We start from the raw sequence: 13907 nt of genomic DNA on the forward strand, positions 1-13907 counted from the left end.
GCACCGACCCTCCGATCCCTCCCGCTGGTCCCGTCGTTCGAAGGAGAACGTCATGTCCGCTTCCCATCCCACCCGCCGCTCCGTGCTGCGGGCCGGCGGCCTGCTGGGCCTCGCCGCCGGCGCCGCGACCCTCGACCTGGGCCTGCTCACCCCGGCGGAGCGCGCCCTCGCCGACGGCGGCACCGACCTCGACGTGCTCTACATCGGCGCCCACCCGGACGACGAGGCGTGGACGCTCGCGGCGATCGGACAGTGGAACGAGTTCCACGGCCAGCAGGCCGGGGTCATCACGATCACGCGCGGGGAGGGCGGCGGCAACGCCGTCGGCCTCGAGGAGGGTCCGCCGCTGGGCCTGATCCGGGAGGCGGAGGAGCGGCGGGCCGTCGGCTACGCCGGGATCTCGCACGTGTTCAACCTCGATGCCGTCGACTTCTTCTACACGCTGTCCGCGCCCCTGTCCCGCGAGGTGTGGGGCGGGAGGGACGTGCTGGGACGCATCGTCCGCGTCATCCGTGCGACCCGGCCGGACGTCATCATCACCATGAACCCCTCCGCGATCGAGGGCAACCACGGCAACCACCAGCAGGCGGCCATGTACGCGGTCGAGGCGTACCTGCTGGCCGGCGACCGGGACGCCTTCCCCGAGCATCTCGAGGAGGGCCTCGAGCCCTGGGCGCCCCGGCGCCTGCTGCGCTCCGGCTCCAACGGGACCGGTCCCGTCGGGCCCGATGCGGTCGCCACCGGATACACGCCCGCGGTCGCGAGCGACCTCGTCTACGGGACCTGGAACGGCACCCTGAGCGAGACCCACGGCGAGCGGTGGAGCACGCTGCGCGATGCGTCGATCTGGTCCTACCGGACCCAGGGCTGGTCCGTGATCCCGCCGACCACGACGGATCCGGCGAAGATCCCCGCCACCTGGTTCACGCTCATCGCCTCGCGCTCCCCGCTCGTGGAGCCGACCAGCGGCGACGAGGCCGTCCTGCGCGGGGCCAGCCTTCCGATCGAGGACGGCCTCGCCCTCGGCACGCTCCTCGAGGTCCGCGCCTCCCGCTTCGCGGTCCAGCCCGGCGTCCCCCTCGAGGTCGAGGTCTCGCTGAGCTCTCCGCAGCGCGCGACCCCGCAGGCGAGCGTGCAGATCGAGGCGCCGGCGGGGTGGAGGGCGGAGGGCCCCGTCGACTTCCCCACGATCCCTGCCGGGCAGAGCCGCACCGTGACCGTGCGGGTGACCCCCGCCGCCGATGCCGCCCCCGGCACCGCCGTCCTGCTGCGCGCCGTCGTGACCACGAAGAACCGCGGGAGCGGCTGGAACGTGGTGCCGCTGCGGGTCGTGGGCCCGGTCGAGGCGGGTCTCGAGAACCGGGAGGAGGTCCGCGACTTCCTCGAGTGGACGCAGGAGCTGGGCATGCAGCACCTCGACGCGCTCGTGCCGACCCGCCGCGCCCTCGCCTCGGGCGGCAGCCAGGAGCTGACCCTGCTGGTCACGAACCACGCCGAGGACGTGCAGAGCGCCGAGATCCAGGTCCAGGTGCCCGAGGGCTTCACCGCCCGGCCCGGAACCGTCCAGGTCACGGGCCTCGCGCCGGGAGAGGTGCGCCAGGTGCCGCTGACCGTCGCGAACCCGGACTCCTCCCTGCCGGTCGCGAACCGCGGTCCCGACGGCGGCGTGTACCCGGTCACCGTCACGGCCAGCGCCGGCGGGCTCACCACGAGCACCGCCCAGGGCATCTGCCTGGTCCCCCGCCTGGTCGCGAGCCGCACCGAGGGCGTGGACGTCGACGGGAGCCGCGCTCCCGGCGAGTACCCGGGCGACGGGGTCGACATCGGCCACCTCTGGGAGGGCTCGCCGGTCACGGCGGAGGACGCCTCCGGCCGCACCTGGGTCACCTACGACGACGAGGCGCTGTGCGTGCACGTCGCCGTCGTCGACGACGTCTTCGGCACGGTGCTGGGGGCCGATGACGACAAGCAGCGCTTCCGCACCGACTCCGTCGAGATCATGATCGACCCGCGGGGCGGCTCCCAGCACACCGCGAGCACCTTCATCCTGGGGGTGCTGCCCGCGGTCGTGCACCCCGACGGCTCGCAGACCGTGGGCGGGGGACGCGATCACGACAACTGGCAGGGCCCGCTCGCGCAGACCGCGCCCGGGACCGTGATCGCCTCCCGCGTCTCGGACCCGTACAACGGATACGAGGTCGAGGCGCGGATCCCCTTCGCCGACCTGCCCGACGGGATCCGCCCGGACCGGGTCGGCTTCAACGTGGTGGTCTACGACTCGGACACGCAGGACCGCACGGGGCAGTCCCGGATCGGCTGGTCCACGTATCCGGGGATCCAGGCCGATCCGTACCGCTGGGGCGTGCTCGAGCTGCCGGATCTGCCGGAGGGCGCCCCCGCCCCGCGGGAGGCGACGATCCCGCGGACGGCCGCTCGATCGACCGCCTCCGCGCAGTCGATCATCCAGGCCTCCGGCGACGGCGTGGGCCTGGGCGGGCGGCCCCGGCTGCCGGAGCGGGCGCTCGCCCTGTCCCGCGCGGAGCACGCGGACGGAGCGGTCACCGCGACCGCCACGACCGACCGCCCCGGCACCATCCGTGCCCTGCTGTGGGACGGGGAGGCGATCATCGCCGCCGTGGTCCTGGAGGACGCCGCGGCGGGCACGCACCGGCTGCGCGTGGATGCCGGAGGCGCCTCGGGCGAGCTGGTCCTGGCCGTGTCCCTCGAGACCGAGGCCGGCTCCGCGGCCGCGTCCGCGGAGGTGTGAGCGGGTCCTGCGCGGACGTGCTCGGCAGGCCGTAGTCTGGTCGCGCCCGAGCACGTCCGGGGCATGCCCGGACGCCGCACCCGAACCGCGAGGAGCCTCCATGAGCAGCAAGTCCGTCGTCGTCACCGATCAGGCCCCGCCGGCCGCGCACACCTTCTCCCAGGGGATCCGCAAGGGGAACATCCTGCAGGTCTCCGGGCAGGGGCCGATGGATCCCGCGACCAGGGAGTACATCGGCGCGGGCGATGTCCAGGAGCAGACCCGCCGCACCCTCGAGAACGTCAAGGCGATCCTGGAGGCCGGCGGGTCGAGCGTCGAGGACGTCCTCATGTTCCGCGTCTACCTCACCACGCGCGACGACTTCGCGCTCATGAACGAGGTGTATTCGCAGTTCATCCAGGAGAACGTGCCCAGCGGCCTGCTCCCCTCGCGCACCACCGTGTTCGTGGACCTGCCGCATGAGGTCATGCTCGTGGAGATCGACGCGCTCGCCGTCGTCGACTGACCGGTCCGCCGGCCCCGCCCATCGCTCACAGCGAGGGCACGTCGTAGTGCGGCTCGCGCTCGCGCTGGGCGGGGTCGGCGTACTCGTGCCGTGACTGGTCGACGTCGAGGATGAACCTCTCTCCCACGTAGCGGGTGGCGACCAGCAGGACGGGGCGGTCCTGCGCGTCGAGGATCCGCAGCCGCTGGACGAGCAGCGCCTGGCCGAGGGCGACCTCGAGCAGCCGCGCCGCCGCGGCATCGGCCGATTCGGCCCGCAGCGTGCCCATGGAGCGTGCCGGTCCGCGGCCCAGCTCGTCGAGCGTCGCGTAGAGGGAGCCGTGCTCGAGGTCGGCCGCGAGCACGTCGGCGCAGTCCGCGGCGATCAGGCAGCTCTCGATCGCGATCGGCGATCCGTCGCCCAGCAGCACGCGCCGCAGCACGCACACCTCCGCGCCGGGAGCCTGGCCCAGGTCCGCGTTCTCCCCGTCGGTGCCGGGGCGCAGCCGTGCCTCGAGCACGCGGGCGCTCGCCCCCATGCCGTGCCGACGCATGTGCTCGGCGAAGGAGAGCAGGCGGTCGATGCGTCGGTGCACGCGATGCGCGGAGACGAAGGTGCCGCTGCCGGTGACCCGGTGCAGACGCCCCTCCGCGACCAGCTTGCCGACGGCCTGGCGGGCGGTCATGCGGCTGACGCCGAACTGCTCGCTCAGCTCGCGGTCCCCGGGCATGCGGTCCCCCGGGGAGGCGGCGCGCACCAGGGAGCGCAGATGCGCCTCGATCCGCTCGTGGGCGGCGGGTCCCCTCGATGCGCCCGTCGCTCCGGTCCCGCTCGTCGCCACATGGGCCTCCTTCGTCCGCGGCAGGGCAGTTCTGCTCCCCGACCCTCGCCGCCGGTGCGGCTCGGTCCCCGAGGGCGTCGGGGCGCAGCCGGTCCCAGTGTACGAGCCGAGGAGAAGCGCTCTAGACAACTTCTGTTGATTGATCTAGATTTCTGATCGCGGCGGTGCGGCGGGCCGACGACGACGTCCCGGCCTGCGCATCACCCTCCGCGCCAGACCTCCCCCGACCCGCCCGGCCCCGCCCCGCCGCGGAGCCGCCCTCCGGAAGGACGGACCCATGACCTCCCCGCACAGCCCGCAGCCCGCAGCGCTCCCGCCCGCCGCCGAGACCGCCCGCCGCACGAGCCCGGAGACACGCCCCAGCCGCCGCGGGATCCTGAGTCTCGGCGCGGGTCTGCTCGGCATCGGTGCGCTCGGCGCCTGCTCCGTCTCGACCGGCACCCCCGGCGACGTCCCCGCCGCGCAGACGCCCCTCAGCATCGACATCCCCGACCCGGCAACCCCGCTCCCGGAGGCGGCCGCGACCATCGGATGGATGGACAACGGCAACCTCAAGGGCCCTTTCATCCAGGCCTTCCACGCCGCCTACCAGAAGAAGCACCCCCAGGTCACGATCGACTACACCGAGGCGAAATGGGCGACGATCAACGAGTCGATCCCGCTCGCGATCCGCAACGGCTCCGCGCCGGACGTGTTCCTCCTGCCGAACACGGTGCCGCGCCAGGTCGCCGTCGCCGAAGGCTGGATCGCCCCGCTGGACGACGTGGTCCCCGGCTTCGCGCAGTGGAAGGAGCAGCTGGGCGAGGACGTCTTCATCCCCGGCGTCGAGGTCTTCGACGGCAAGACCTACACCTTCCCCCTGTCCGTCTCCAACGGCCTGAACCCCACCATGTTCTTCGACGTCCAGCGCATGGAGGAGGCCGGCGTCGACCCGGTCGGCGAGCGCCTCACCTGGAGCGGTCTGCGCAAGGTCGCCGCGGACATCACCCGGGCCGGCGCCGGCGAGTACTACGGCCTCCTGATCGGCAAGGACCAGCTCTCCTCCTTCACCTCCGCCCTCGCGATCCTCGCCGGGGCGGGGACCGTCGGGGGCATGGACTACCGCAGCGGACAGTACGCCTACGAGAGCGACGAGATGGTCGCGGCCTTCGAGCTGATGCTCGCGATGCGGGACGACGGCTCCCTGTTCCCCGACTACATGAGCCTGACCGAGGCGACCGCCGCGCCGCGGCTCGCCCAGCGCGCCGCCGGCATGTTCTTCACCGGGCCCTATTACATCCCCCAGTGGCAGAAGGACTCCCCGGACTTCGACTTCGGCGTGGCCGCCCCGCCCACCGGCGACGACGGAGCCGTCCACCACGTGGGCTACCAGCCCTTCGGGACGGATCACCTCTTCCTCTCCGCGGACAGCGCGCATCCGGAGATCGTCGGCGACATGTTCGCCTACATCGGCAGCGTGGAGGGCCAGGCGAACCTCGTGGCGGGTTCCGGCGGCATCCTCATGTCGGTGATCGACGAGGCCAACACCCTGGCGGAGGAGCGCGGCGACATCAGCGAGCAGGGCATCGCCGCCCGGAGCCACGCGAACGAGCTCATGCGCATCGCCCCCATCCCGCAGACCCGGAATCCGCAGATCGCCCAGGTCGTCATGGAGATGAAGGCCGTCAAGCCGGCGCTGTCCGACATCGCGATCGGCATCATGAGCGGGCAGATCAGCGATATCCGCACCGCTCTGCGGGACCTGGACTCCGCGAGCGAGCAGGCCCTCGACGACGCGATCGCGGCCGCCCGCGCCAAGGGTGCGGAGGTCTCCCGCGAGGACTACGTCTTCCCCACCTGGGACCCGAGCGTCGACTTCGGGATCGCGGACTACGAGGCGGACGCATGAGCAGCCCCGCCGCCGCATCCCCCGCCGCCCCGGCCGAGGCGCGGCTCCGCCCCCGTCCGGGCTCGCTGCGCCGCGAGATCCTGAAGCACCGCTGGTGCTACGTGTTCGTCCTGCCCTCGCTCGTGCTGGCCGGCATGTTCACCTTCTACCCGATGGTCATGTCCTGGTACTACTCCTTCCTGGACTGGACCGGTGTGACGAGCGCACGCACCTGGGTGGGGCTGGCCAACTACGTCGAGCTGATCCACGACCCGATGTTCTGGGCCGCCTTCGGCCGCTCCTTCCTGTTCGTCGCGGTCGCGGTGCCGCTCCGGCTCGGCCTGTCGCTGCTGGTCGCGATGGCGCTGAACGGCCCCGTCCTGCGCATGGCCTCCGCCTTCCGGACCTTCTTCTTCATCCCCGTGGTCATGTCCGCGGCGATCACCGGCGTGATCATGCAGTTCGTGCTGTCCAGCTACAAGGGGCCGATGAACGGGCTGCTGCAGGCGCTCGGGATCATCGACGCGCCCGTCGACTTCCTGGGCGATCCGGGCACCGCCCTGTGGGCCGTGATCGCCGTCCAGGTCTGGAAGGACTTCGGCATCACGATGATCTACTGGCTGGCCGCCCTGCAGACCGTGCCGACCGTCTACTACGAGGCCGCACGGATCGACGGCGCCGGGCGATGGGAGATCCTGCGGCACATCACGCTGCCGATCATCCTGCCGTTCGTCCTCATCATCACGCTGCTCACGGTCAACGGGACCCTGCACGTGTTCGGGATCGTGCAGGCCATGACCGGCGGCGGCCCCTACTTCTCGACGCAGGTGATCGAGACGTACATCTACCAGACCGCGTTCTCCGCCGGGGACGTCAACGGCGGCGTGCCGCGGCTCGGCTACGCCTCCGCGGCGGGCGTGTTCTTCGGCGTCGCGGTCATGGTGATCGCGGCCGTGCAGCTGTGGGCGGCCCGCCGCGCCGGCAGCATGCGCTCCGATCTGGGCGAGGCGTGAGAGGACGAGGCATGACCATCATCGCGGACGACGCTCCCCGCACCCCTGTCGCCCCGCCCGCCGGGTCCGGCGCGCGCCGGACCCCGACGAGGCCCCGCCGGCGTCTGCTCTCCCGCCGGATGCTCACGGCGATCGGCCTGTCGGCGCTGCTGATCCCGATCAGCATCGGCTGGATCTACCCCTTCCTGTGGATGCTGGGCGCGTCCTTCAAGACCAACGAGGACGTCTTCGACGGGCTGAACATCTTCACGCCCGTCCTGCACCTGGAGAACTATGCGCGCGCCTGGCAGCAGGCGAACATCGGCCAGTACTTCCTGAACACAGCGGTCATCACGGTCGGCTCGATCATCATCACCGTCGGGACGGTCGCGCTCATGGGCTATGCCCTGGGGCGCTACCGCTTCCCGGGCCGGAAGATCATCATCGGCGTGCTCGCCGCGGCCGTGTTCCTGCCCGAGGGGTACACGATCATCCCGGTGGTGGACCTGCTGCAGACCCTGCACCTGGCCGACTCCCTGCTGGGCCTCACCCTCGCCTCCTCCGGCGGCGCCCACATCATCAGCCTGCTGCTGTTCGCCGGCTACTTCGCCCAGCTGCCCGATGAGCTCGAGGAGGCCGCGACCCTCGACGGCGCCTCCTTCGTGCGGATCTTCTGGCGGATCTACCTTCCGCTGGCCCGGCCGGTCACCGCGACCGCGATCATCCTGCAGTTCATGGCGGCGTGGAACGACTTCCTGCTGCCGCTGGTGATGACGCTCAGCAAGCCGGAGCTGCGCACCCTCTCGGTGGGCATCTACGCGCTGCAGGGCGAGTACGGCACCGACTGGTCCGCCCTCGCAGCCGCCTCCGTCATCAGCCTGCTGCCCATCACCCTCCTGTTCCTGTTCCTGCAGCGCTACTTCGTCGAAGGCATCGCCGGCGCCGTGAAGTAGCCCGCTCGCCCCCGCCCTCTCGCCCGCATCCGTCGGCCCGTCCGTCCCGAGCAAGAATCCGAGGCCCCCGCCCCATGACCCGCCCGAACATCGTCTTCATCATGTCCGACGACCACGCCGCCCACGCCATCTCCGCCTACGGCAGCCGCGTGAACACGACCCCGCACCTGGACCGGATCGCCCGCGAGGGGGTCCGCTGCGACGCCGCCTTCTGCACCAACTCGATCTGCTCCCCCTCCCGGGCCAGCATCCTCACCGGCACCTACAGCCACGTCAACGGCGTCACCTCGATCGTCTCCCGCTTCGACCACGCCACCCGCACCTTCCCGGCGGTGCTGCGCGAGCACGGCTACGCGACCGGGATGTTCGGCAAATGGCACCTGGGCGAGTCCGGGGTATCCCTGCCCCAGGACTTCGATGCCTGGTGCGTCTTCCCCGGCCAGGGCGAGTACCACGATCCGATGATGATCACCCCCGCGGGCGAGGAGCGCGTGCCCGGCTACGCGACGGACGTCGTCACCGACATGAGCCTGGACTGGATCGACGCGCAGGACGCCGATCAGCCCTTCTGCGCGCTCGTGCACCACAAGGCGCCGCATCGGCCCTGGCAGCCCGACCCGAAGCACGCCGATCTGTACCCGGTCGGCTCGATCCCGGAGCCGGAGACGCTGCTGGACGACTACGCGACCCGCTCCCGCGCCGTCCGCGAGGCGACCATGACCCTCGCCGACGACCTCGACATCGCCGTCGACATCAAGGAGCCCGTCCCCGAGCACCTGCAGGGCCCGGAGAACCGCGAGGCCCGGATCCGCTGGGTGTACCAGCGCTACCTGCGCGACTACCTGCAGTGCGTGCAGTCGATCGACGACAACGTGGGACGCCTCCTGGACCACCTCGAGCGGACCGGCCGCGCGGAGAACACGATCGTCGTCTACACCTCCGACCAGGGCTTCTTCCTGGGCGATCACGGCTGGTACGACAAGCGCTTCATCTACGACGAGTCGCTGCAGATGCCGCTGCTGATCCGCTGGCCCGCGCGCCTGCCCGCCGGTACGGAGCTCGGCGAGATCCTCACCAACGTGGACCTCGCGGCGACGCTTCTGGACGCCTGCGGCATCGGCGCCGACGCCCTCGCGGAGGAGCTGCCCCAGCAGCAGGGACGCAGCTTCCTGCACCTGCTCGCGGGCGAGCAGGACGAGTCCTGGCCGCAGTCGATGTACTACCGCTACTGGGAGCACGACAGCGAGCCGCACCACGTGTGGTCCCACTACGGCGTCCGCACCACGCGCCACAAGCTGGTGTACTTCTACAACGCGGGGCTCGGCACCGATGCCGCCGCGGACACCGCCTATCCGCCGGAGTGGGAGATGTACGACCTCGAGGCCGACCCGCACGAGCTGCACAACATCGCGGACGACCCCGCGCATGCCCCGCTGCGCCGCGAGCTCGAGGCGGAGCTCGCCCGCCTGCAGGCGCACTACCGCGACGAGCCGTACGTCGCCCCCGCCGGCCGGGCGTCCTGACCCCGCACCCGATCCGCCGATCCCGTCCCGCACCGCCCGCATCCCGGAAGGCCGCCATGCCCCGCCCCAACATCCTGTTCCTCATCGCCGATGACCACCGCCACGACCTGCTGGGCCTCGTCGGCGCGAGCGAGGTGCGCACCCCGCACCTGGACGCGCTCGCGTCCCGCGGGACGCACCTGACCCGCCACCACTGCCAGGGCGGGATGACCGGGGCGATCTGCGCCCCCAGCCGGGCCAGCATCCTCGCCGGCCGGGAGGTGCTGCGGGCCACCGCCGGGCTCGGGATCGGCACGCCGGAGGCCCATGACCTCGCACCCGACGCGATCACCCTCCCGCAGGCGCTGCGCTCCCAGGGCTACCGCACCTACGGCGTGGGCAAGTGGCACAACGGCACCGCCGCCTTCCACCGCTCCTTCGACGACGGCGCGGACATCTTCTTCGGCGGCATGAGCGAGCACACCGCCGTCCCCGTCCACGACTTCGACCCCACCGGCGCCTACCCCGCCTCCGCGATCCGCACCGCGGACGGCTTCTCCACGGACGTCTTCGCCGATGCCGCGATCGGACTGCTGGACCGGCACCGCGAGCGCCGGACCGGCCGCCTCGCGGAGGACGGGCAGGACGAGCCGTTCTTCCTGTGGGCCGCCTTCACCGCCCCGCACGACCCGCGCACCCCACCGGCCGAGTTCGCGGACCTGTACGACCCCGAGCAGCTGGACCTGCCCGCGAACTTCCGCGCCGACCCGGTGGACACCATCAACCTCGGCGAGCGGGACGAGAACCTCGCCGCCCTCCCCCGCGATCCCGCGGAGGTGCGCGGCCACCTCGCCGACTACTACGGGATGATCAGCCACCTCGACGCCGGGATCGGCCGGATCCTCGCGCACCTCGAGCAGACGGGCCTGGCGGAGGACACGATCGTCGTCTACACCGCGGACCACGGCCTCGCGATCGGACAGCACGGGATGATGGGCAAGCAGAGCCTGTACGACCACTCGATCCGCGTTCCTCTGATCCTCGCGGGGCCGGGCGTGCCCGCCGGGCAGCGGCGGGATCCGCTGACCCTGCACGCCGATCTCATGCCGACCCTGCTGGGCCTGGCCGGGGCACCGGTCCCCGCGACGGCCGAGGGCCGCGACCTCGCATCCGTGCTCGAGGCCCCCGTGCTCGAGGGCGCGGCCCGGCAGGGGCCTCGCGAGATCGTGCACGCCGCCTACGTGCACCGCGCCCGCATGGCCTCGGACGGACGGCACAAGCTCATCCGCCACCTCGACCCGATCCGCCGCGACGAGCTGTACGACCTGGTCGCGGACCCCGGCGAGACCACGGACATCGCCGCCGCGGAGGGCTCCGCGCAGATCATCGGGCGGTTGTCCGCCTCCCTGGGCGCCTGGCAGCGCACGAGCGGCGACCCGTTCGCGCCGACGGCCTGAGCATCGGCCCCGGAGACCGTCCCCGCCCCTCCGCGCGAACCGGTGACGCGGCTCACGCGGAGGGGTAGCGTCGGGGGCATGAAGAAGATCATCGACGCGGTCGACGACGTCGTCGTCGACGCCCTGCGCGGCATGTCCCTCGCCCACCCCGACACCCTGCACGTGGATCTCGAGCACCGGATCGTGCTGCGCGCCCGCCCCAAGGACGACGGGAAGGTCGCGATCATCTCCGGCGGCGGCAGCGGGCACGAGCCCCTGCACGGCGGCTTCGTCGGCCACGGCATGCTGGACGCCGCCTGCGCCGGCGAGGTCTTCACCTCTCCCGTGCCCGATCAGATCGCCGCCGCGATCACGCGGGTCGACCGGGGCGCCGGGGTCCTGCAGATCGTCAAGAACTACACCGGCGACGTCATGAACTTCGAGATGGCGGCGGAGCTCGCGGAGGCGGAATCCGGCACGCAGGTCACCTCCGTCCTCACGCAGGACGACGTCGCCGTCGAGGACTCCACCTACACGGCGGGGCGCCGCGGCGTCGGCGGCACGATCCTCGTCGAGAAGATCGCGGGCGCCGCCGCCGAGGAGGGCCGGGACCTCGCGGCCGTGACCGCCCTCGCGCAGCGCGTCAGCGACGGCTCCCGCTCCCTGGGAGTCGCCCTGACCAGCGCGACCGTCCCCGCGAACGGGAAGCCCTCCTTCGAGCTGGGCGAGGACGAGGTCGAGATCGGCGTGGGCATCCACGGCGAGCCGGGACGACGCCGCGAGAAGATCGCCCCCGCGAAGGAGCTCGCCCGCACCATGCTCGAGCCGATCCTCGCCGAGCTGCCGGGCGAGGGCCCTGCCCTGCTGCTGGTCAACGGGCTGGGTGGCACGCCCCTGCTCGAGCTGTACATCCTGCTCGCCGATGCGCAGGAGATCCTCGCCGAGCACGGCATCGAGGTCTCCCGGCACCTGGTCGGCAACTGGATCACGAGCCTGGACATGGCCGGGGCCTCCCTCACCCTGCTGCGGCTGGACGAGGAGCTGACCCGGCTCTGGGACGCGCCCGTGCACACCCCGGCGCTGCGGAAGGGGCGGTGAGCGCGATGACGCATCCGACCTCCCAGAACCTGACCCTCGCCGAGCTCGGGACCTGGCTGCGCCGCGCGAGCACCCTGCTCGCCGAGGCGAGCGGGCACCTGAACGAGCTGGACGCCGCGATCGGCGACGCCGATCACGGCTCGAACATGCGCCGCGGCTTCGCAGCCGTCGAGGCGGCCCTGGACGCCGGCGAGTTCCCCGACGTCGCCGCGCTCATGAAGAAGGTCGGCATGACCCTCGTCTCGAGCGTGGGCGGCGCCTCCGGGCCCCTGTACGGCACGTTCTTCCTGCGTCTGGGCACCTCGCAGGCCGGGGAGACGGAGCTCGGGGCCGATGCCCTGCTCGCGGCCCTCGAAGCCGGGGTCGAGGGCATCGCGCAGCGCGGCAGGGCCGTCGCCGGGGAGAAGACGATGCTGGACGCCTGGCTGCCCGCGCTCGAGGCCTACCGCGAGGAGCTCGACGACCTCGAGAGCCCCGCCTCCCCGGCCGAGGGGACCGATGCTCTCGTCACCGGGCGCCGCGCCCTCGCCGCCGCGGTCGACGCCGGCGCACGGGCCGCCGCGGAGGGCCGCGATGCGACCGAGCCGCTGCAGGCCTCGAAGGGCCGTGCCTCCTACCTGGGCGAGCGCTCGATCGGGCACATCGACCCGGGCGCCGCCTCGACCGCCATCCTGTGGCAGGCGCTGCGGGAGGTCCTCGCATGACCGGCATCGTCGTCGTCTCCCATTCCCGGCCGCTCGCCCACGCCGCGGTGGACCTGGCCCTCGAGATGGTCCGCGACGGGGCACCGCCCCTCGCGATCGCCGCCGGCATCGAGGACGAGGGCGCGGTCGCGATCGGCACGGATGCGGCGGCGATCGCCGGGGCGATCGACGAGGTCGCCGATGCGCAGGGCGTCGTCGTGCTCATGGACCTCGGCTCCGCGGTCCTGTCCGCGCAGACGGCCCTCGAGTTCCTCGACCCGGACCTCGCCGGCCGCGTGCACCTCAGCTGCGCGCCGCTGGTCGAGGGGATGGTGGGCGCCGTCGTCGCGGCCGCCGCGGGAGCGGACGCCGACGAGGTCGCCGGCCAGGCGGAGATCGCGGTCGAGGCCAAACGCCTTCAGCTGGGCATCTGAGCCGCCGCGCCTCCCGGCCCCGGGGGCTCCCGGGCGCCCGCCGTCCGCGGGGCTCCCCGGCCGCCGGGGGCGGGCCGGGCTTCCCGCGCGGGCGGGGACGGCGGGCGATGTCCCGCTCCGACCCGCGCATCTCCGACGAAGGTCGGATCCCGCTCCCTCTCACCCTTTGTTACGGTATTTCGTAGATCCGTAGCATCGGACTATGGAGGAGGGACGGGTCATGCAGACGCCCCACCGGGACGGGACCCCGCCGGAGCCGGGCGGAGCCGAGCAGCTCGCGGAACGCCTGGGCAGGGTGGAGGAGGCGCTCGCGGCCGTGCAGCAGCAGCTCGCGGCGCTGACCGATCCGGCGACGGAACCCGCGGCCCCGGCCACCGCAGCCGCGCCCGCCGCCTCCGGCCCCACGACAGCCGGTCCCGCCGCCGCCCTCCCCGACCTCCCCCCGGAGCTGTGGGCGATCACCGAGCTGCGCCGCCAGGCGCCGCCGCCCGGTGCGGTCGTCTACGCCGGGACGGTCGCGGTGGGGCTCGGCCAGGTCGAGTACCAGTGGGGACGGACCACCGAAGACCTGCTGCGCGCGGACTGGGCGGAGCGGGCCGAGCCGATCGGCGCGCTCGGCCATCCGCTGCGCCTGGCGATCCTGCGCCTGCTCCTGGACGGCGAGCGCACGGTCGCGCAGCTCGTCGACGAGCTGGAGCTCGCCTCGACCGGCATCGCCTACCACCACCTGCATCAGCTGCAGGGCGCCGGCTGGGCGAGCAGCCCGCAGCGCGGACGCTGGACCATCCCGCCGCGCCGCGTGATCCCCCTGCTCGCGATCATCACCGCCCTCGAGGACGCCTGAGGAGAC

General features: G+C 72.6%; 12 protein-coding genes. 11 read left to right on the forward strand and 1 reads right to left on the reverse strand.

From position 1 onward, the window contains the following. The first annotated feature begins 52 nt into the window (after positions 1 to 52). Both ACFFF6_RS10780 and ACFFF6_RS10785 read left to right on the forward strand, forming a co-directional pair. The gene (locus ACFFF6_RS10780; protein ID WP_376980531.1) at positions 53 to 2767 is read left to right on the forward strand and encodes a sugar-binding protein; all 2715 of its coding nucleotides are present in this window, start codon (positions 53 to 55) and stop codon (positions 2765 to 2767) included. Between the two features lie 100 nt (positions 2768 to 2867). Continuing rightward, entirely contained in the window at positions 2868 to 3272 is a 405-nt protein-coding gene (locus ACFFF6_RS10785) for a Rid family detoxifying hydrolase (protein ID WP_376980533.1), read from the forward strand. Positions 3273 to 3297: 25 nt separating this feature from the next. On the opposite strand, the gene ACFFF6_RS10790 is transcribed toward ACFFF6_RS10785, so the two are convergent. Beyond that, entirely contained in the window at positions 3298 to 4092 is a 795-nt protein-coding gene (locus ACFFF6_RS10790) for a GntR family transcriptional regulator (RefSeq protein WP_376980535.1), read from the reverse strand. Between the two features lie 277 nt (positions 4093 to 4369). Between ACFFF6_RS10790 and ACFFF6_RS10795 the strand changes: the two genes are divergently transcribed. From ACFFF6_RS10795 to ACFFF6_RS10835, 9 genes are all read left to right on the forward strand, one after another. Then, positions 4370 to 5980 carry an ABC transporter substrate-binding protein gene (locus ACFFF6_RS10795; protein WP_376980537.1) on the forward strand — a complete coding sequence of 537 codons (1611 nt, stop codon included), beginning with the start codon at positions 4370 to 4372 and terminating at the stop codon, positions 5978 to 5980. Next, positions 5977 to 6972 (forward strand): carbohydrate ABC transporter permease, encoded by a 996-nt coding sequence (locus tag ACFFF6_RS10800; RefSeq protein ID WP_376980540.1) that lies wholly within the window; start codon positions 5977 to 5979, stop codon positions 6970 to 6972. The genes ACFFF6_RS10795 and ACFFF6_RS10800 overlap by 4 nt, the downstream gene beginning before the upstream one ends. Positions 6973 to 6983: 11 nt before the next feature. Further along, positions 6984 to 7904: a carbohydrate ABC transporter permease gene (locus tag ACFFF6_RS10805; RefSeq protein ID WP_376980542.1), complete on the forward strand. Its 921-nt coding sequence runs from the start codon at positions 6984 to 6986 to the stop codon at positions 7902 to 7904. Positions 7905 to 7978: 74 nt separating this feature from the next. Continuing rightward, positions 7979 to 9427, forward strand: coding sequence for a sulfatase family protein (locus ACFFF6_RS10810; RefSeq protein ID WP_376980544.1), 1449 nt, complete (start codon positions 7979 to 7981; stop codon positions 9425 to 9427). Positions 9428 to 9483: 56 nt separating this feature from the next. Next, positions 9484 to 10863 carry a sulfatase-like hydrolase/transferase gene (locus ACFFF6_RS10815; protein ID WP_376980546.1) on the forward strand — a complete coding sequence of 460 codons (1380 nt, stop codon included), beginning with the start codon at positions 9484 to 9486 and terminating at the stop codon, positions 10861 to 10863. A 78-nt stretch (positions 10864 to 10941) separates the two neighbouring features. Next, on the forward strand, positions 10942 to 11940 hold the full coding sequence (gene dhaK / locus ACFFF6_RS10820) for a dihydroxyacetone kinase subunit DhaK (RefSeq protein WP_376980548.1): 999 nt from the start codon (positions 10942 to 10944) through the stop codon (positions 11938 to 11940). Positions 11941 to 11945: 5 nt separating this feature from the next. After that, positions 11946 to 12644: a dihydroxyacetone kinase subunit DhaL gene (gene dhaL, locus ACFFF6_RS10825; protein WP_376980550.1), complete on the forward strand. Its 699-nt coding sequence runs from the start codon at positions 11946 to 11948 to the stop codon at positions 12642 to 12644. Further along, positions 12641 to 13057 (forward strand): dihydroxyacetone kinase phosphoryl donor subunit DhaM, encoded by a 417-nt coding sequence (gene dhaM, locus ACFFF6_RS10830; RefSeq protein WP_376980552.1) that lies wholly within the window; start codon positions 12641 to 12643, stop codon positions 13055 to 13057. The genes dhaL and dhaM overlap by 4 nt, the downstream gene beginning before the upstream one ends. 220 nt (positions 13058 to 13277) lie before the next feature. Next, positions 13278 to 13901 (forward strand): ArsR family transcriptional regulator, encoded by a 624-nt coding sequence (locus tag ACFFF6_RS10835; RefSeq protein ID WP_376980554.1) that lies wholly within the window; start codon positions 13278 to 13280, stop codon positions 13899 to 13901. Positions 13902 to 13907 lie beyond the last annotated feature (6 nt).

Origin of the sequence: Brachybacterium hainanense, from assembly GCF_042434575.1 — a bacterium.
Lineage (GTDB): Bacteria > Actinomycetota > Actinomycetes > Actinomycetales > Dermabacteraceae > Brachybacterium > Brachybacterium hainanense.